This is a genomic window from Sphingopyxis sp. P8, from assembly GCF_020622175.1.
Classification (GTDB): Bacteria; Pseudomonadota; Alphaproteobacteria; order Sphingomonadales; family Sphingomonadaceae; genus Sphingopyxis; species Sphingopyxis jiangsuensis.
The window spans coordinates 994,563-1,011,808 of the sequence record NZ_JACNMK010000002.1 but is presented as its reverse complement, the minus strand read 5'-3'; the positions used below and the strand labels follow the sequence as shown (position 1 = coordinate 1,011,808).

The 17,246-nt window shown below is 65.2% G+C and carries 21 protein-coding genes and 1 pseudogene; 12 read left to right on the top strand and 10 right to left on the bottom strand.

Going from position 1 to position 17,246, the window contains the following annotated elements:
* The first annotated feature begins 33 nt into the window (after nt 1-33).
* Together H7692_RS13285 and H7692_RS13280 are read left to right on the top strand one after the other, a co-directional pair.
* On the top strand, nt 34-789 hold the full coding sequence (locus H7692_RS13285; RefSeq protein WP_227340333.1) for a queuosine precursor transporter: 756 nt from the start codon (nt 34-36) through the stop codon (nt 787-789).
* 4 nt (nt 790-793) lie between these two features.
* Nucleotides 794-1,180 carry a hypothetical protein gene (locus H7692_RS13280; RefSeq protein WP_222137116.1) on the top strand — a complete coding sequence of 129 codons (387 nt, stop codon included), beginning with the start codon at nt 794-796 and terminating at the stop codon, nt 1,178-1,180.
* On the opposite strand, the gene purQ is transcribed toward H7692_RS13280, so the two are convergent.
* Entirely contained in the window at nt 1,142-1,807 is a 666-nt protein-coding gene (gene purQ, locus H7692_RS13275) for a phosphoribosylformylglycinamidine synthase subunit PurQ (RefSeq protein ID WP_222137115.1), read from the bottom strand. The genes H7692_RS13280 and purQ overlap by 39 nt on opposite strands.
* A 22-nt stretch (nt 1,808-1,829) precedes the next feature.
* On the bottom strand, nt 1,830-2,060 hold the full coding sequence (gene purS / locus H7692_RS13270; RefSeq protein WP_201927831.1) for a phosphoribosylformylglycinamidine synthase subunit PurS: 231 nt from the start codon (nt 2,058-2,060) through the stop codon (nt 1,830-1,832).
* A gap of 181 nt (nt 2,061-2,241) precedes the next feature.
* Here purS and H7692_RS13265 point away from each other — a divergent pair, with 181 nt between their 5' ends.
* The 3 genes from H7692_RS13265 (at nt 2,242) to H7692_RS13255 (ending at nt 3,796) form a co-directional block, all read left to right on the top strand.
* Complete coding sequence (locus tag H7692_RS13265; protein ID WP_201927833.1) at nt 2,242-2,415, top strand: bacterioferritin-associated ferredoxin; 174 nt, start codon at nt 2,242-2,244, stop codon at nt 2,413-2,415.
* 101 nt (nt 2,416-2,516) lie between these two features.
* Complete coding sequence (bfr, locus tag H7692_RS13260) at nt 2,517-2,999, top strand: bacterioferritin (protein WP_201927834.1); 483 nt, start codon at nt 2,517-2,519, stop codon at nt 2,997-2,999.
* A 308-nt stretch (nt 3,000-3,307) separates the two neighbouring features.
* A complete protein-coding gene (locus H7692_RS13255; RefSeq protein WP_227340332.1) occupies nt 3,308-3,796 on the top strand; it encodes an addiction module antidote protein in 489 nt (162 codons plus the stop codon).
* A gap of 5 nt (nt 3,797-3,801) precedes the next feature.
* Here the strand turns inward: H7692_RS13255 and H7692_RS15145 are convergent.
* The 4 genes and pseudogenes from H7692_RS15145 to H7692_RS13235 all read right to left on the bottom strand — a co-directional run.
* Nucleotides 3,802-3,861 (bottom strand): annotated as a pseudogene (locus H7692_RS15145) (hypothetical protein); the annotation flags it as partial.
* Nucleotides 3,858-4,505, bottom strand: coding sequence for a heme exporter protein CcmB (locus tag H7692_RS13245; protein ID WP_201927837.1), 648 nt, complete (start codon nt 4,503-4,505; stop codon nt 3,858-3,860). The gene H7692_RS13245 and the pseudogene H7692_RS15145, both read right to left, overlap by 4 nt.
* A complete protein-coding gene (gene ccmA / locus H7692_RS13240) occupies nt 4,502-5,095 on the bottom strand; it encodes a heme ABC exporter ATP-binding protein CcmA (RefSeq protein ID WP_227340331.1) in 594 nt (197 codons plus the stop codon). Before ccmA ends, H7692_RS13245 begins: the two co-directional genes overlap by 4 nt.
* A complete protein-coding gene (locus H7692_RS13235; RefSeq protein ID WP_201927839.1) occupies nt 5,092-5,511 on the bottom strand; it encodes a metallopeptidase family protein in 420 nt (139 codons plus the stop codon). The genes ccmA and H7692_RS13235 overlap by 4 nt, the downstream gene beginning before the upstream one ends.
* Before the next feature lie 52 nt (nt 5,512-5,563).
* Between H7692_RS13235 and H7692_RS13230 the strand changes: the two genes are divergently transcribed.
* Nucleotides 5,564-5,851, top strand: coding sequence for a 4a-hydroxytetrahydrobiopterin dehydratase (locus H7692_RS13230; RefSeq protein WP_222137113.1), 288 nt, complete (start codon nt 5,564-5,566; stop codon nt 5,849-5,851).
* A gap of 20 nt (nt 5,852-5,871) precedes the next feature.
* Here the strand turns inward: H7692_RS13230 and H7692_RS13225 are convergent, their stop codons facing one another.
* On the bottom strand, nt 5,872-6,693 hold the full coding sequence (locus H7692_RS13225) for an alpha/beta hydrolase (protein ID WP_390881125.1): 822 nt from the start codon (nt 6,691-6,693) through the stop codon (nt 5,872-5,874).
* Nucleotides 6,694-6,985: 292 nt separating this feature from the next.
* On the opposite strand from H7692_RS13225, the gene H7692_RS13220 reads away from it, so the two are divergent.
* Nucleotides 6,986-8,275, top strand: a complete 1,290-nt coding sequence (locus tag H7692_RS13220) for an adenylosuccinate synthase (protein WP_201927843.1) — start codon at nt 6,986-6,988, stop codon at nt 8,273-8,275.
* Between the two features lie 49 nt (nt 8,276-8,324).
* Nucleotides 8,325-8,915, top strand: coding sequence for an NADPH-dependent FMN reductase (locus tag H7692_RS13215; RefSeq protein ID WP_222137111.1), 591 nt, complete (start codon nt 8,325-8,327; stop codon nt 8,913-8,915).
* A gap of 110 nt (nt 8,916-9,025) precedes the next feature.
* Here H7692_RS13215 and H7692_RS13210 read toward each other — a convergent pair whose 3' ends face one another.
* A complete protein-coding gene (locus H7692_RS13210; protein WP_222137110.1) occupies nt 9,026-10,339 on the bottom strand; it encodes a spinster family MFS transporter in 1,314 nt (437 codons plus the stop codon).
* A gap of 111 nt (nt 10,340-10,450) precedes the next feature.
* Between H7692_RS13210 and H7692_RS13205 the strand changes: the two genes are divergently transcribed.
* Entirely contained in the window at nt 10,451-12,025 is a 1,575-nt protein-coding gene (locus H7692_RS13205) for an amidase (RefSeq protein ID WP_222137109.1), read from the top strand.
* 12 nt (nt 12,026-12,037) lie between these two features.
* Here H7692_RS13205 and H7692_RS13200 read toward each other — a convergent pair whose 3' ends face one another.
* Together H7692_RS13200 and H7692_RS13195 are read right to left on the bottom strand one after the other, a co-directional pair.
* Nucleotides 12,038-12,523 (bottom strand): DUF2721 domain-containing protein, encoded by a 486-nt coding sequence (locus H7692_RS13200; RefSeq protein WP_201927848.1) that lies wholly within the window; start codon nt 12,521-12,523, stop codon nt 12,038-12,040.
* A complete protein-coding gene (locus H7692_RS13195) occupies nt 12,520-13,740 on the bottom strand; it encodes an LL-diaminopimelate aminotransferase (RefSeq protein WP_222137108.1) in 1,221 nt (406 codons plus the stop codon). The genes H7692_RS13200 and H7692_RS13195 overlap by 4 nt, the downstream gene beginning before the upstream one ends.
* Nucleotides 13,741-13,860: 120 nt before the next feature.
* Here H7692_RS13195 and H7692_RS13190 point away from each other — a divergent pair, with 120 nt between their 5' ends.
* The 3 genes from H7692_RS13190 to clpS all read left to right on the top strand — a co-directional run bounded on the left by H7692_RS13190 (nt 13,861) and on the right by clpS (nt 17,061).
* Nucleotides 13,861-15,636 (top strand): PHA/PHB synthase family protein, encoded by a 1,776-nt coding sequence (locus H7692_RS13190; protein WP_227340330.1) that lies wholly within the window; start codon nt 13,861-13,863, stop codon nt 15,634-15,636.
* A gap of 123 nt (nt 15,637-15,759) precedes the next feature.
* Nucleotides 15,760-16,506: a phasin family protein gene (locus tag H7692_RS13185; protein WP_222137106.1), complete on the top strand. Its 747-nt coding sequence runs from the start codon at nt 15,760-15,762 to the stop codon at nt 16,504-16,506.
* Nucleotides 16,507-16,734: 228 nt separating this feature from the next.
* Entirely contained in the window at nt 16,735-17,061 is a 327-nt protein-coding gene (gene clpS, locus H7692_RS13180) for an ATP-dependent Clp protease adapter ClpS (protein WP_201928715.1), read from the top strand.
* Nucleotides 17,062-17,246 lie beyond the last annotated feature (185 nt).

Here is a 17,246-nt window from a genome sequence, read left to right as displayed (position 1 = left end):
GCGTCCGGCGCAAAGCGCGTTAAGCAGCGCGGCATGGAAACGCCCCCCTCCCCTGCGGCCGAAGCTGCGCCCGCGCGCGTCGCCGCCGCGAGCGTGCGGCATTTCCGCTATTACGACCTGGTGATGGCGGCGTTCGTCGCGATCCTGCTGCTCTCGAACATCATCGGCGCGTCGAAGCCGAGCTTCGTCGCACTGCCCGACGGCAGCCAATGGGCATTCGGCGCCGGGGTGCTCTTCTTCCCGATCAGCTACATCATCGGCGACATATTGACCGAGGTCTACGGCTATGCGCGCGCGCGGCGGGTGATCTGGACGGGTTTCGCCGCACTTGCCTTCATGGCGCTGATGGCGTGGGTCGTCGTCGCGTTGCCGCCCGCCGACGGCTGGCCGGGGCAGGACGCCTATGAGTTCGTGTTCGGCAACAGCTGGCGCATCGTGCTCGCGTCGATGGCCGCCTTTTGGGTCGGCGAATTCGCCAACTCCTATGTTCTCGCGCGCATGAAGATATGGACCGGCGGACGCTTCCTCTGGGCGCGCACGATCGGCTCGACTGTCGTCGGCCAGGGTCTCGACAGCCTGATATTCTACCCGCTCGCCTTTTACGGGCTTGCCGGATGGCCGCCCGAGCAGCTTTATCAGGTCGTGCTGTCGCAATGGCTGATCAAGACGGCATGGGAAGCCGCGCTGACGCCGGTAACCTATTGGGCGGTCGGTGCGTTGAAGCGGCGCGAGGGTGTCGACGTCTTTGACGAGGGCACCGATTTCACGCCTTTTGGAGCCAAGGTTTGACACGATGACGCTGGTGCAACTGGCCGCCCTGTTTCAGGAACAAAAGCTGTGGATCGTATCCGCGAGCGACCTCAGCAAGGATGCGCTCCACATCTATTTCGGGCTGGGTCTGTTTCTGGCGGTCCGCCTGCTGTGGCGCTGGCGCGGTGGCTGGATTGCGGCATGGATCGCGACCTTTGCGATGGCCTGCGCCGGCGAATGGCTCGACATCGTCGCGGAAATCACGCGATCGACGCTACAGCCCGACACGGCGCACTTGCACGACATCTGGAATACGATGTTCTGGCCGACGGTGCTTTTGCTCGTCGGCCGATGGCTGCAACCGCAGCTCTCCCGCGCGACTGCGACGCCGTCAGGCGAGGACGCCGAGCGCCGCCTCAAACAGGCGTAGCCCGTCGGTGCCGCCGTGCGCGCGGTCGATCGCGCGCTCGGGGTGCGGCATCATGCCGAGCACGTTGCCCGCGTCGCCCAGAACGCCCGCGATGTCGCGCGCCGATCCGTTGACCCCGTCGAGATAACGGAACGCCACGCGCCCCTCGCCCTCGATCCGGTCGAGCGTCGCCGCATCTGCGAAATAATTGCCGTCATGATGCGCAACCGGAATGTCGATCGTCTCGCCCGCCTGATAGGCGGCGGTGAACAGCGACTGGCTGTTCTCGACCGTCAGCGACACGGTGCGGCATACGAAGTTCAGCCCCGCGTTGCGCATCAGCGCGCCGGGAAGCAGCCCCGCCTCGGTCAGAACCTGAAAACCGTTGCACACGCCGAGAACGGGCACGCCGCGCGCCGCCGCGTCGGCGACCGCGCGGAGGATCGGCGAACGCGCCGCCATCGCGCCCGAGCGGAGATAATCGCCATAGGAGAAGCCGCCGGGCAACGCGATGAAGTCGGTGCCATCGGGAAGCGCCGTCTCGCGGTGCCACACCATCGCGGGCGCGCGGCCGGTGACGGTTTCGAGCGCGACCGCCATGTCGCGGTCGCAATTGGAGCCGGGAAAGACGATGACGGCGGTCTTCATGGCGCGGGTTCCTTCGTACCGGTCAGGGACGTTCGATGCGGTAGTTTTCGATCACTGTGTTCGCGAGCAGCTTCGCGCACATCGCGTCGAGATCGGCGTCGGTTACGTCGTCGGCAACCTCCAGTTCGATGAAGCGCCCCGCGCGCACATCGCTGACGCCGGCAAATCCCAGTCCTTCGAGCGCATGATGGATCGCCTTGCCCTGCGGGTCGAGGACCCCGGTCTTGAGCGTCACATAGACATTCACTTTCATCGGGGCAGACCTTTGTTCGAGCGGGCGGGAATCTGGCCGCGCCTATGCCCGCGAATCACCCGAACGGCAAGGGGCGTGCGAGGGTAAAACGCGCCTCTTCGGATTGCGAACCAGTCGCAACTTTCTTGTTGCGAATCGGTCGCACTAGCCGTAAAGAGGAGTTGCTGAGAAGGATTCGCACATGGTCGTCTGTGTCTGCAACGCAATAAAGGAAAGCCAGCTGCGCGATGTCGCGCGGAGCGGCCAGTTGCGCTGCGCGAAGGCGGCCTACGCGCAAATGGGTCGCAAACCCAAATGCGGACAGTGCCTGAATTTCGCTCGCAATATCATCAGCGACGTCGCCGCGACCGCCTGATTTTTCTAGGAAAACCGTCACTTTCACCCTTGGCCTGACGGGTCCGGGAGGGGTATAATGCGCCTATTATCCCATCCCCGGACACAGAACAGGACAAGACAATGAAGGGCGACGAAAAGGTCATCGATTTCCTCAACGAGGCGCTCAAGAACGAATTGACCGCGATCAACCAATATTGGCTGCATTACCGCATGCTCGACAATTGGGGCATCGCGCGGCTCGCGCATTTCGAGCGCGAGGAATCGATCGACGAGATGAAGCATGCCGACAAGCTGGCGGATCGCATCCTCTTCCTCGGCGGCCTCCCCAATTTCCAGTTGCTCGGGCGACTGCGCGTCGGAGAGACGGTTGAGGAGATTCTGAAGGCCGACCTCGCGCTCGAGGAAGAGGCAATCCCGCTGCTCAAGGATGCGATCGCGCATTGCGAGGGCGTGCGCGACTATGTGAGCCGCGACCTGTTCACCGACATCCTCGAGAGCGAGGAGCATCATGTCGACGAACTCGAAAAGCAGTTCGACCTTATCGAACGCATGGGCATCGAAAATTATATCCAGCTCCAGTCGAAACCGGTGAGCGACGACTGAGAATTAGAACGTCGCCCCCGCGAAAGCGGGGGCCGTCATCAGCCTTTTCGGGGATCGCTACCCTGCATCGTGACGCAAACCGAGAGCGGCCCCCACTTTCGCGGGGCGACGAAAGCGTGCAAAACCCAGGCTTTCCAAGGGCGCCTTCGGGCGCCATTCTTTTCCCTTGTATTTGCGATTAATTCTCATTAGCACAGTCGAGCAGTCCCCTCCTGCCGGCCGCTGCCACTTTCAGCTGCACCCATGCGGCCGGCATCTTTTTCGGCCTGGAAGCCGAGTGACGGGCTGCGACGGGAGACACCAGCCGCATGCCAATCCGCGATACCTTGCGCCGCCTGACCGAACAGCCGCTGCTACGCGCGCTTCCCGTCGATGCCGCGCAGGTGGTGCTTGCGCTGCGCTATTGCATCCTCTGTCGTCGCGGTGGGCGAGATCCGATGCCCGAGCTTGAGCGCCGCTGGGGCAAAATCCTCGCCGCGCGGCGCTTCCGCCTCGTCGTCGAGGCGATCGGCCATGTCTGGCCTGACCCCTTTGCCGTCGCGCCGCCCTGCTGTCCGCACCTGAGCTTCGACGAAGCGCTGCTCGCTTCGGTAACGGTCGCGGCGGCGCACCAGGATCGCGCGCATTTCGACTGGCTGACAAACGAAATGCTGGGATGCGGTGCGCGCGAAATGTTGTTCGTCGCGCTCGGCAATTTCGTGCGGGCAAAAGCGCCGGGGCGGGTTTATCACCGGCGGGGCGCCTTCAGAACCCACTTGTCGTCGGTGGCAAGCGTGAAGCCGAGCTTTCCGGCGTAGAAGGCGATGGCCTCGTCATAATCGCGCACGACGAGCGCGACATGCGCAAGCGACGGTCGCGTCATTCGCGCAGCCCCCGCAGCGCAGCGCCCGCTGCAAAGGGGCCGATGACCGTCAACAGCAGACTCGCCGCGCCGAGCAGCTTCACCGCGCCGCGCCCCGACGGGTCGAGCATTCCTGCACCAAAGATCAGCAGCGGCACCGCGAGCGGCAACACGAGCAATCCGCCGATCGCGCTCCCCCCCTTGAGGTTTGCCGTGAGCGCCGCGCTCAAAACGGCAAGCGATGCGAGCGCGGGGATGGCGATTGCAAGACCGGTCGCCAGCATTTCGACGCGCGCAGCGTCCTGCGCGAGCAATGCCGCCGCCGGAAGCAGCGCTACGAGCAGCGGCAAGCCAAACCCGAACGCGTGTGCGGCGATCTTGACCGCCGCGACCACTTCGTCGGCGAAGCCGCGCACGGCAAGCTGGTCGAGCACGCCCGTTTCCTTGTCGGGTCGCACCAGCCGGTCGATCGGCAGCAGCGCCGCAAGCAGCGCCGCGACCCAGACCATCCCGCCGCCCGTCCGCGACAGCAGCGGCGCGTCGGGGCCGACCGCAAAGGGAAAGGCGGTGGCGACGAGCAGGAAGAAGACAATGGGCAGCCATAGCGCCCCGCTGCCCCACGCGCGGCGCAGGTCGCGCCAGAAAAGCGCGATAAGCGCCGTCACGCCAGCGCCCCCATATCGAGTTCGGCCAACTCCGCTATGTCCAGCGCAAAATGAGAGGCCAGCAGCACCGCACCGCCGTTGCCGCGATGCTTGGCAATCGCCGCGACCAGCCGCTCCTTCGCCGCTTCGTCCATACCATTTGCAGGCTCGTCGAGCAGCCAGATCGGCGCGCCGCTCGCGATGACACGCGCCATCGCGGCGCGCTTGCGCTGGCCCGTCGAGAGCATCGCCACCGGAACCTCGGCGAGCGGTGCCAGTCCCATCGCGCCCATCGCTTCTGTGACGCGGGGGCCATCGATCGTGTCGATGCGCGCCCAGAAATCGAGCGCACGGCGCAGCGGCAGTTCGGGGTCGAGCGCCGCACCCTCGTCGATCAAGGCGATGCGCTCGCGGCGTTCGACCGTCCCTGCCGCCGCGCGCAGCAATCCCGCCGCGAGCCGGATCAGGCTCGACTTGCCCGCGCCATTGGGGCCGCGCAGCCACAGCGCGCCGCCGCGCGCCAGCGCGAGCGAGACCCCCTCGAACACCAGCCGGTCGCCGCGCACGCACGCCACGCGATCGAGCCGCAGCAACAGGTCGGCTTCGCTCACGCCATATCCTCTAGCGCGTGCATATCGTCGTCGGAAAAGCCGAAATGGTGGCCGATCTCGTGGATCAGTACGTGGCGCACCAGCCAGTCGAGCCGCTCGCCGCCCTCGATCCATTCGACGAGTATCGGGATGCGATAGAGCGTCACGCGGTCGGGCATGCCGCCGCTCGCGTCGATGCTGCGTTCGGTGAGCGGGCGACCTTCATAAAGACCGGTGAGGTCATAGGGATGTTCGATCCCAAGCGAGGCAAGTATCTCGTCGTCGGCGAATTCCTCGACCGAAATCACGAGCCCGCGAATGTGCGGCGCAAAGACGTCGGGGAGCGTCGCGAGCGCCGCCTCGGCCATCGCGAACAGCGCGTCGGCGTCGGGCGCTGCGCCGGTCCAGCCGGCAGGAAGGGCAGACTTGTCGCTCATCGCGCCCTTCCTTATGGCGGGCGTAACGGCTTGACCAGCGGGAGAAACGAAGATGGTCCAGAAACTCGACGATGCGGCGCGCGCCGCGCTGCTCAACCGCTTTCCCGACTGGACGCACGAGCCCGAGCGCGACGCGATCGTGCGCCGCTTCCAGTTCGCCGATTTCGCGCAAGCGTTCGGCTTCATGGCGAGCGTCGCGATCATTGCCGAAAAGATGGACCATCATCCCGAATGGTCGAACGTCTATAGCCGCGTCGACGTCCTTCTGACGACGCACGACGCGAATGGCCTGTCCGAACGCGACGCCCGGCTGGCCGAGGCGATCGAAGGGCTGCTCTGACGCACTTCTCCGCGCAGGATCTAGCGCGCGAACAGCCTTTTCAGCCAAGCATCGACGGCTCCCGTCGGCGCATAGCCGGGGTCGCCAAGGCTGCGGTTGATCTCGGCATGGCCTTTCAACCCCTCGCCGGGGAAGCTGCCATGCTCGACGCGCGAACCGCCCTTTTCGAGCGCAGCCCCCAATGCCTTCGCCTGCCGCACCCCGTCGGGCCGCTGGACATACAGGAGCAGGAATGCGGGCGCATTTGGCGCGACTGCCTGCGCGGTCGGCGACAGCGCCTTTTGCCGCGCCGGATCGGTCCCGAACGCCTGCGCATATGTCTTCTGCATGATCGGCGGCCCATCGCTCATCTGCGCGGGCACGTCATAGGCGGCGCCGTCGATCGGGATCACCCCCGCGATGTCGGCGAAGGACAGTCCCGCGCCTTTCAGATAGCGTTCGTCGGTGCCGACCAGCGCGACGAGATGCGCGCCCGCGCTGTGCCCCATCAGCACGATGCGCCGCCGGTCGATGCCGAGCGCCGCCGCCCGGTCGACGAGCGCGCGCACCGCGCCGGCGACGTCGGCGGCCTGCTGCTCGACTTTCGCCGCAGGGACGAGGCGATAGTTGATCGACGCAAAGGCATAGCCCTGCCCGGGATAATGCACCGCCTTGAACCGGCCCGTCGCATTGTCCTTGTCGCCGCGCTTCCAGCCGCCGCCGTGAACAAAGACGATCAGCGGCGCCGGTCCCTTTGCGCCCTTGGCGCGCCAGATATCGAGCGCCTGCAGCGGGTCGGCGCCATAGGATATCGTCTCGCTTCCCGGAACCTTGGGCGCGTTGTCGGCCCCCATACGCTCCATGATCCGGTCGCGCAGCCGCTCGCGGCCGTCGGCAAAGGGAGCCGGCACGGCGATGCTCGCCACGGCAAAGGCCGTGACGGCGACAAATCCGACGAACGGGCGCGGGCAGCGCATGGGCATTCCTTTCCAGGACGAAAGCGTCGCCCCGACGGGGACGCGAGAAAAACAATCCTCCCGAAGAGAATATCTGCGCGGCAAATGTCGCATTTTCATGCCAGCCGCGCTTGCCTCTGCGGCCAAATCCGCTAAGGCCGCGCGGGCTCTTGCGGGCCGCACACAGCAGGACAGCATCATGGCAAATGTCACCGTCATCGGGTCGCAATGGGGCGATGAGGGCAAGGGAAAGATCGTCGACTGGCTCGCAAGCCGCGCCGACGCGGTCGTCCGTTTCCAGGGCGGGCACAACGCCGGTCACACGCTCGTCGTCGGCAACCAGACCTACAAGCTGTCGCTGCTCCCCTCGGGTATCGTCACCGGCACCTTGTCGATCATCGGCAATGGCGTCGTGCTCGACCCGTGGGCGCTGCGCGACGAGATCGCCAAACTGCGCGGCCAGGGTGTGACGATCAACGCCGAGAATTTCGCCATCGCCGACAATTGCGCGCTGATCCTGCCCTTTCACCGCGACCTCGACGCGCTGCGCGAGACGGCTGCCGGCGCGGGCAAGATCGGCACTACGGGCCGCGGCATCGGTCCTGCCTATGAGGACAAGGTCGGCCGCCGCGCGATCCGCGTCTGCGACCTTGCGCACCTCGACCATCTCGAACCGCAGCTCGACCGCCTGACCGCGCATCACGACGCGCTGCGCGCGGGTTTCGGCGAGCCGCCGATCGACCGCGACGCGCTCGTCGCCGAGCTGCGCGAGATCGCCGACTTCGTGCTCGAATATGCGCAGCCGGTGTGGAAGCGGCTCAAGAAGGTCCGCAAGGCGGGCGCGCGCATCCTGTTCGAAGGCGCGCAGGGCGTGCTTCTCGACATCGACCACGGCACCTATCCCTTCGTCACCAGCTCGAACACCGTCAGCGGGACCGCCGCGTCGGGCTCGGGCCTTGGACCCGGCGCCGTCGGGTTCGTGCTGGGTATCGCCAAGGCCTATACGACGCGCGTTGGCAGCGGCCCCTTCCCCACCGAGCTTGAGGACGAGACCGGCCAGCGCCTCGGCGAGCGCGGGCATGAATTCGGAACCGTCACGGGCCGCAAGCGCCGCTGTGGCTGGTTCGACGCGGTTCTCGTGCGCCAGAGCTGCGCCGTTTCGGGCGTCACCGGTATCGCGCTCACCAAGCTCGACGTCCTCGACGGTTTCGAGAAGGTCCGCATCTGCACGGGCTATCGCCTGCGCGGCAAGATCCTCGACTATTTCCCCGCCCATGCCGCCGATCAGGCGGCGGTCGAACCGATTTACGAGGAAATGGACGGGTGGAGCGAATCGACCGCAGGCGCGCGCAGCTATGCCGATCTGCCCGCGCAGGCGATCAAATATATCCAGCGCGTCCAGGAACTGATCGAAACGCCGATCGCGCTCGTGTCGACCAGCCCCGAGCGTGACGACACGATCCTGATCCGCGACCCGTTCAGCGACTAGGGCGCGGGTGGCCCTTCCGTTTTGGCGCCCCCCGTGGCACCAACACGGCATGACCCGCCACATCCTCGTCTTCTACGGAAGCTACCGCCGCGACCGACAGGGCATCGCGCTTGCCCGCTGGCTCGTCGACGCCATCGCCGCGCGCGGCGACAGCGCCGAGTTGATCGATGCCAAGACCGTCGATCTTCCGATGCTCGACCGCATGTACAAGGAATATCCGAAGGGCGAGGCGCCCGTCGCGATGGAAGAGCTGGCGGGCAAGATCCGCGCCGCCGACGGTTTCCTGTTCGTCACCGGCGAATATAATTGGGGGCCGCAGCCGGGGCTCAAGAACCTGACCGACCATTTCCTCGAGGAGTGGTTCTGGCGTCCCGCGGCGATCGCCTGTTACTCGGCGGGTCCGCAAGCCGGCGTACGCGCAATGATGGGCTGGCGCGACATATTGGGCGAGATGGGGATGGCGGTGATCTCCTCGATCCTCCCCGTCGCGCGTATCGGCCATGCCTTCGATGCCGACGGACAGCCAACGGGTGACGACGGCGCGCGGTTGCAGAAGTCCTTTCCCCGTTTTGCCGACGACCTCAACTGGTGGATCGACGCGGCGAAGGCGCAGCGGGCCAGGCAAGCGCCGCCCTACTAGCCTTCGTCATCGCGAGGAGCCGGAGGCGACGCGGCGATCTCCAGCTATCAGCTTTGCGCAAGTCCGGTGGCTGGAGATTGCTTCGCTTCGCTCGCGATGACGACAAACGCTTAACCCGATTTGAGCTCGGCCTTGAGCCGCAGGCTTGCGCGCCAGAAGAAGAAGGCGGGAATCAGCCCCAGCCACGCTGCGCCATATAGCACCCAGCGTACGCTCTCTTCGCCCGCGACGGGCGCGAAGAGGTCGGAGAGGGCGCCGAAAAGGAAGGGTCCGAGGCCGAGGCCAATCAAATTCTGGCCGAACAGCATGATCGACGCCGCGACGGCGCGCGCGCGCGGCTGAACCAACCCCTGCACGCAGCCATAGGCAGGACCATAATAGGCGGCGTTGAAGATTGTCGGCACGACGAGCAAAGCCACTGCGATCCGCCAATCCTCCATATAATACCCCAGGAACAGCAATGGCGCCGCCACCGCCATCCCGTAAGCGGGGAACGTCAGGATATGGCGCTTGTCGCGCTTGCCGAGGACATCGGCCGCCTTCCCGCCGAGCCAGGTCCCCACCGCGCCCGCAAGCCCCAGCACGACTGCCATCGACAGCCCCGCCTCGGTCGTCGACAGGCCGTGGCTGCGGATAAAGAAGCTGATCGTCCACAGCGCCTTGCCATAGCCCAGAAAGGCCGTGACCGACGCTGCGATGAGAATATAGACGAAGGCGCGCGAGCCGAAAATTTCCGCGAGCGCCTTTTTCGTCGACAAGGGGGCGGGCTTGGTCGCTTCCGCGGCATCGAGCGGGCGGTGGTGGCGCGGCTCGCGCATGAAAAAGAGCACCGCGAGCGCGAGCAGCAGCCCCGGCGCGCCAACGAGCATCAGCGCGATCCGCCAGCCATACAGATCGTTTACGACGCCCCCGATGATAAGCCCGAGCAGCGATCCCACCGGTACGCCCAACCCGTAAAAGGCGATCGCCGACGAACGCTTCTCCGCCGGTACGCTGTCGGTGATCAGCGAATGGGCGGCGGGCGTGCAGCCCGCTTCCCCAACCCCCACGCCGATGCGTGCCAGCAGGAGCTGGACGAAATTCTGCGCAAGACCGCACACTGCCGTCATCGCCGACCAGACAGCGACGGCCAAGGCGATGAGCCGAACGCGGTTGGTGCCCTCCTTGTCGGCATAGCGCGCGATGGGAATGCCGAGCAGCGCATAGAAAACTGCAAAGGCCGGGCCCGCGAGCAATCCCAGTTGCGTATCGCTGAGCCCGAGCTCGCCCTTTATCGGCTCGGCGAGGATGTTGACGATCTGCCGGTCGAGGAAATTGAATATATAGACGATCAGCAGGATCCACAGCGTCGTGCGGACATTGGCGGACGCGGCATCGCCGCTCGGCGCCGCAGCGCCCGGCGCAAGGGCGGCTTTTTCGGTCATCGCATTCTCCCGCGACGATGGGTGCAGACGGCAAGGGCGCGAGTCAACGCCGCATCGACGGTCCGAAAATGGCGACTTGCAATTGCCGCTACGGCTGGCAGCTTGTGGGCCATGCAAAAATTTTCGCTACTCGCCGCCTCCGCGCTCTTCCTCGTCGCTCCGGCGATGGCGTTACCGCCGCCGCTGCCCGAAGTCGCAGGCAAGGACGCCGCAACCTTGCAGGCGGAGATGAGCGAGGGGCGGATCAATAGCGACGTTGCGACCGCCGCCTATCTCGAGCGTATCCGCAGGGTCGACGATGCGGGTCCGACGCTCAACGCGGTCATCGCGACATTTCCCGACGCGACGGTCGAGGCACACCGGCTCGACCGCGAGCGCGCCGCGGGCGCGATCCGCGGCCCGCTTCACGGCATTCCCATCCTGCTCAAGGACAATATCGAAGCAAAGGGTCCGGTCCCGACGACCGCGGGCTCGCTCGCGCTCAAGGACAATGTCACGGGCCGCGACGCCCCGCTCGTCGCGCGGTTGCGCGAGGCGGGGGCGGTCATCCTCGGCAAGACCAACCTCAGCGAATGGGCGAATATCCGCTCGAACGATTCGACGAGCGGGTGGAGCGCGGTCGGCGGGCTCACGCGGAACCCCCACGCGCTCGACCGCAACGCTTGCGGTTCGTCCTCGGGAAGCGGCGCCGCGGTGGCCGCGGGCCTCGCGCCCGTCGCGATCGGCACCGAAACCGACGGATCGATCACCTGCCCCGCCGGCGTCAACGGCATCGTCGGCTTCAAGCCGACGGTCGGCCTCGTCAGCCGCACCCATATCGTACCGATCAGCCACAGCCAGGACACTGCCGGCCCGATGGCGCTCACGGTGCGCGACGCCGCCGCGGTTTTGACGGCCATCGCGGGCAGCGACCCCGCCGACCCCGCGACCGCCGAGGCCGATGCGCGCAAGACCGACTATGTCGCCGCGCTCGCCGACCGCGCGCTATCGGGCAAGCGCATCGGCGTGCTGCGCGACCGGATCGGCGGCCGCGCCGACATTGCCACGCTGTTCGACGCAGCGCTGCGCGACATGGAGGCGGCGGGGGCGACGATCGTTGAAATCGCCGACAGCAAGTCGGGGCTTGAGGAACTGGGCGATGCCGAGTTCGAGATATTGATGACCGAGCTCAAGGCCGACATGGCCGCCTATCTCGCCTCGCTCCCCAATCCCGAGGGACCGAAGACGCTCGCCGACCTGATCGCCTTCAACAAGGCGCATCCGGAGGAATTGCGCTGGTTCGACCAGTCGCTGTTCGAACTTGCCGAGAGCAAGGGCAGCCTCGACAGCGCGGCCTATAGGGAGGCGAAGGCGAAGGCGGCGCGGCTGGCCGGGCCGGACGGCATCGACCGCCTGCTCGCGGCGCACCGCGTCGACCTGCTCGTCGGCGTGACCAATGGTCCAGCATGGACCACCGACCTCGTCAACGGCGACCATTATACGGGGCCGAGCGCGAGCCAGTTGCCCGCCGTCGCGGGCTATCCGCATCTGACGGTGCCGATGGGTGCGATCGAGGGGCTTCCCGTCGGCGTTTCCTTCATCGGCGGCAAGTGGAAAGATGCCGAGGTTCTGGCGGCGGGCTTTGCCTATGAGCAGGTGAGCCGCAAGCGTGTCGCGCCGACCTATCGCGCGGCGATTACGCCCTGATCGACGCTGCGCTCAGCGCCGGTCGCGTCGCCGCCGCCAGCCCATTTCCTCGAGTTCGAGCAACTCCATCGGTACATGGATGGTGCGGATCGCCATGCGGACCTCGACAAGGAACAGGGTCAGCGAGACGAGCAGCAGCAGCATGGCGGCCGCAAAGGCCCACGAGGCCGCGAGCCCCAGGTTGAACCCGGCAATCGCCTGCGCGAACAAGAGCGCGACGAGCAGGCAGACGACGATACCGCACAGAACCGCGGCCAGTATCGAATTGTTGATGATATCCATTCGCCGGTCGGCGGCACGCAGTTCGTCGACGACGCGGTCATGCTCGGCCCCCTCGGTCTCCGCCCACCGCTCCATCAGGGTCCGCGAGCGGTCAACGACGCGCGCGAGCCGCCCGGTAAGGACGTTGAGCAACGCGCCCGTCGCGACGAGCAGGAATACCGGCGTCACCGACAGCTGGATCGTCTCGGCGACCAGCGCCGAGCTGCCCGCGCTCACCCGCCGCCGCCTGCCGCCACGGTCGGGGTGTTCACGCCGTGCATCTGAAGGAATTTTCGAACGTTGCGCGCGGCTTGCCGGATGCGCTGTTCATTCTCGACCATCGCGATGCGGACATAGCCCTCACCGTCCTCGCCATAGCCGACGCCCGGCGCGACCGCGACCTTGGCGTGGGTGAGCAGTTGCTTCGAGAATTCGAGGCTGCCCATTTCCTTGAGCGCGGGCGGCAGCGGCGCCCAGGCGAACATCGACGCCTTGGGGCTCGGGACGTCCCAGCCGGCGCGTGCAAAGCTTTCGACCATCACGTCGCGGCGCTTCTGATAGAGCTCGCGATTCTTCTCGACAATGTCCTGCGGGCCGTTGAGCGCCGCGCATGCGGCCGCCTGGATCGGCGTGAAGGCGCCGTAGTCGAGATAGGATTTGACGCGCGTCATCGCCGCGATCAGCCTTTTGTTGCCGACCGCAAAGCCCATGCGCCAACCCGCCATCGAATAGGTTTTCGACATCGAGGTAAACTCGATCGCGACATCCTTCGCGCCCGGCACCTGCAGGATCGAGGGCGTCGGATTGCCGTCGTAATACAGCTCCGAATAGGCAAGGTCTGAAAGCACCCATACCTTGTTTTCCTTCGCCCAGGCGACGAGCCGCTCGTAAAAGGCAAGGTCGACCGTGTCCGCCGTCGGGTTCGACGGGAAGTTGACGACGAGGATCGACGGACGCGGAACGGTGAACGCCATCGCGCGGTCGAGCGCGCGCCAATAATTCTCGTCGGGAGTCGTCGGCACGCTGCGGATCGCGGCGCCGGCGATGATGAAGCCAAAGGTGTGGATCGGATAGCTGGGGTTCGGCGCGAGCACGACGTCGCCGGGGCCGGTGATCGCGGTCGCAAGGCTTGCGAGCCCTTCCTTCGACCCCATCGTCACGACGATCTCGCTTTCGGGGTCGAGTTCCACGTTGAAGCGGCGCGCGTAATAATTGGCCTGCGCGCGGCGAAGCCCCGGAATCCCTTTCGACTGCGAATAGCCGTGGGCGTCGGGCTTTTGCGCTACCTCGCACAGCTTGTCGATCACATGCTGCGGCGGCGGCAGGTCGGGGTTGCCCATCCCCAGGTCGATGATGTCCTCCCCCGCGGCTCGCGCGGCCGCTCGCATCGCATTGACTTCGGCGATGACATAGGGCGGCAGGCGCTTGATGCGGTAGAATTCATCGTCGGACATGGGAAACTAGAACAACTCCTTTTCGTTTCGGACATTCTCCATCGGCCCGAACGGCGCCTCGCCAGCCGTGCCGCGGCTTGTTATAGGCATGGCAGCAGAGGCTGACCAGCGGGAACCATAATGAGCGAAACCGGCGACGACGATAGCGGCACGGCACCCAATCCCTTCCTGCCCTCCCCCGACGATCTCCAGCATTGGGCGAGCGTCATGACGCGCGCGCAGCAGATGATGCTCGAATATGCGCTCGGTCAGGCCCAGGACGATGCCGATGCCCGGCCGCTCTTCGATCCGGCAAAATGGCTGGACACGCCGGCGACCGAAATCTGGGCCGCCCAGACCTCGAAGATGTGGGAGCAAGGCGTCGCCTTCTGGTCGTCGCTCGCCACGCTCCAGCCCCCCTTCGCACCGTCGCCTGCCGAGGATGCGCCAAAAGACCGGCGCTTCAGCGATCCCGAATGGACGGCCAACCCGGCGTTCGCGCTGATCCGACAGACCTATGGCCTCTTGTCCGAGCAATTGCTGGCGACGACGCGGCAGGTTGCCGGGCTCGACGATGCCGCGCGCGCCAAGCTCGAATTCGCCGCAAAGAATATGGCCGAGGCGCTGTCGCCCACCAATCTTGCGCTCACCAATCCCGAGGTCATCAAACGGGCGGTGGAAACGCGCGGCGAAAGCCTGCTCAAGGGGCTGAGGCATATGCTGTCCGACCTGTCGCGCGGGCAGCTCAGCCACGTCGATCCCGACGCGTTCGAGGTCGGGGTCAATATCGCGACCACGCCGGGCAAGGTCATCCACGAAACCGACCTTTATCAGCTCATCCACTATGCGCCGACGACGAAGGAGGTCTTCACGGTCCCGCTCGTCATCTTCCCGCCGTGGATCAACCGTTTCTATATCCTCGACCTCAACCCCGCCAAAAGCTTTGTCAAATGGGCGACCGAGCAGGGCCTTTCGGTGTTCATGGTGTCGTGGAAATCGGCCGACGAAACGATGAAGGACGTCGTGTGGGACGATTATGTCGCGGCGCAGGTCGATGCGATCGACACGATCCGCGACCTGCTCGACGTACCGCATGTCCATGCGATCGGCTATTGCGTGGCGGGGACGACGCTCGCCGCGACGCTGGCGATGCTCGCGGCGAAGGGCGAAGCCGACAAGGTCAAGTCAGCGACCTTTTTCACCGCGCAGGTCGATTTCGAGTTCGCGGGCGAGCTCAAGCTGTTCGTCGACGACAATTATCTCGCGCTGCTCCAGCAGCTATCGGCGCCGGGCTATCTCGACGGACGCTATATGGCGGCGACGTTCAACAGCCTGCGCGGACGCGACCTCATCTGGAATTATGTCGTCAGCAATTATCTGCTCGGCAACGACTATCCGCCGTTCGACCTGCTCTATTGGAACGGCGACACGACGAACCTGCCGGCGAAGTGGCACCGCCAATATCTGGTCGACCTGTATCGCGACAACCGGCTGGTCATCCCGAACAGCCTGTCGGTCTGCGGCACGCCGATCGACCTGCGCAAGATCAAGACCCCGACCTATATCCAGGCGGGGCGCGAAGATCATATAGCGCCGCTCGCGAGCGTTTGGCGGCTGATGGATCATCTGTCGGGACCAAAGACATTTCTGCTCGCGGGCTCGGGGCATATCGCCGGGGTCGTCAACCCGCCGGCTGCGGGAAAATATCAATATTGGACGGGCGACAATAGCGCCCCGACGCTCGCCGAGTTCGAGGCCAGCGCGACCGAGACAAAGGGCAGCTGGTGGCCGCACTGGATTGGCTGGATCGCCGAACAGGACGCCAGGAAAATTCCCGCCAAAGGCGCGCGTATCCCCGGAAAGGGCAAGAAAAAGGCCATCGAAGACGCCCCCGGCCGCTATGTCAAGCAGCGGTAATATCGCGTAAATATACTCGGCCCCGGGCCGGCATTCGAAGATTCATTGTGCGCTGCACAAAAAATCCTTGAAATCGCCGTTCCACTCCTATATTGTGCAGTGCAACAAAAAGGAGTTGTCCCGATGGCTACCAAGATGGATAGTGCCGAAAAGGCTTTCGAAGCCGCGACGCTGGAAACTGCCGCCAAGCCGGTGGCCGCTCCGGCCGCTCCGGCAGCTGCCGCCACCCCGGCGGCTGCAAAGCCCGTTGCGGCTCCCGTGAAAACCAAGACGGTGAAGGCAAAAGCCAAGCCGACTGCGAAAAAGGCTGCTGCCCCCAAAGCCGCAGCCAAGAAGGTCGCCCCCAAGAAGGCGACCGTGAAGAAAATTGCCCCCAAGGCCGCGCCGAAGCCCGTCGCTGCCACCAGCAAAGGATTCAAGACCATGAACGATACCGTCAAGAAGTTCGCCGACGAAGCCAAGACCCGCGTCGAAGCCCTGACCGCCGATTTCAACGATCGCGCCAAGGAAGCGATGTCGAAGTCGAGCAAGCTCGCCGAAGAAGCCGTCGAATTCAACAAGGCCAATGTCGAAGCGCTCGTCGAATCGGGCAAGATCGCTGCCAAGGGCATGGAAACGCTCGGCCAGGAAGGCGTCGCCTTCGCTCGCAAGAGCTTTGAAGACACGACCGCCGCGCTGAAGGGCTACACCGCCGTCAAGTCGCCGACCGAATTCTTCAAACTCTATGCCGAAAACAGCAAGAAGGCGTTCGACGCCGCTGTCGCGCAGACCTCGAAGACCAGCGAACTCGTCGTCAAGCTGACGAACGACAGCTTCGCGCCGATCTCGAACCGCGTGTCGGTCATCACTTCGAAGATGAAGGCCGCCTAAGCGACTTCACCTTCGCGTCGGCGCGGGCACTTCCCCCTCCCCCCGCCTGCGCTGACCATAGAAAGGCCGCCCGCTTCCCTGTGAAGCGGGCGGTTCTTTTTTGCGCATCGGGTCCCGTGCAAGAACAAAAGGCGGTTAACATCGCCCCCGCCCCCTTGCGAATCCGTCCGCGCGTGCGATATTCCGTCGATGATGTTTCCCGATCCCGAATTTCTGCCGGTCCACGCGATGGCGGACAAGGACGACGACGCTGGCGGCGCGCCCGGTGTCGGCATTGCGACGCGCACGCGCGCAAAGCCCAAAAAGCCATCGATGTACAAGGTGCTGCTGCTCAACGACGACTATACCCCGATGGAATTCGTCGTGATGGTCCTTCAGCGATTCTTCAACATGGATATCGAACAGGCGACGCAGGTCATGCTCCACGTCCATCAACAGGGCGTCGGTGTGTGCGGCGTGTTCAGCTACGAGGTCGCCGAAACCAAGGTGAACCAGGTGATGGACGCCGCGCGGCAGAACCAGCACCCGCTGCAATGCACGCTGGAAAAGGCGTAATAGCAGGTACCCGTGCACGCGGGAGGGTATCAGGACCCGGCCTGCGCAATCCCTGCCCGCGCCGGAGCGGCGGCATTCTCTTTTGGTGCAGCAAGCAACCGGTTACGGCCAATTGCCGACGTTCATATATCGTCATCCCGGCGCAGGCCGGGATGACGTAGGTCTGGGATCGACCCAAAGCCGAC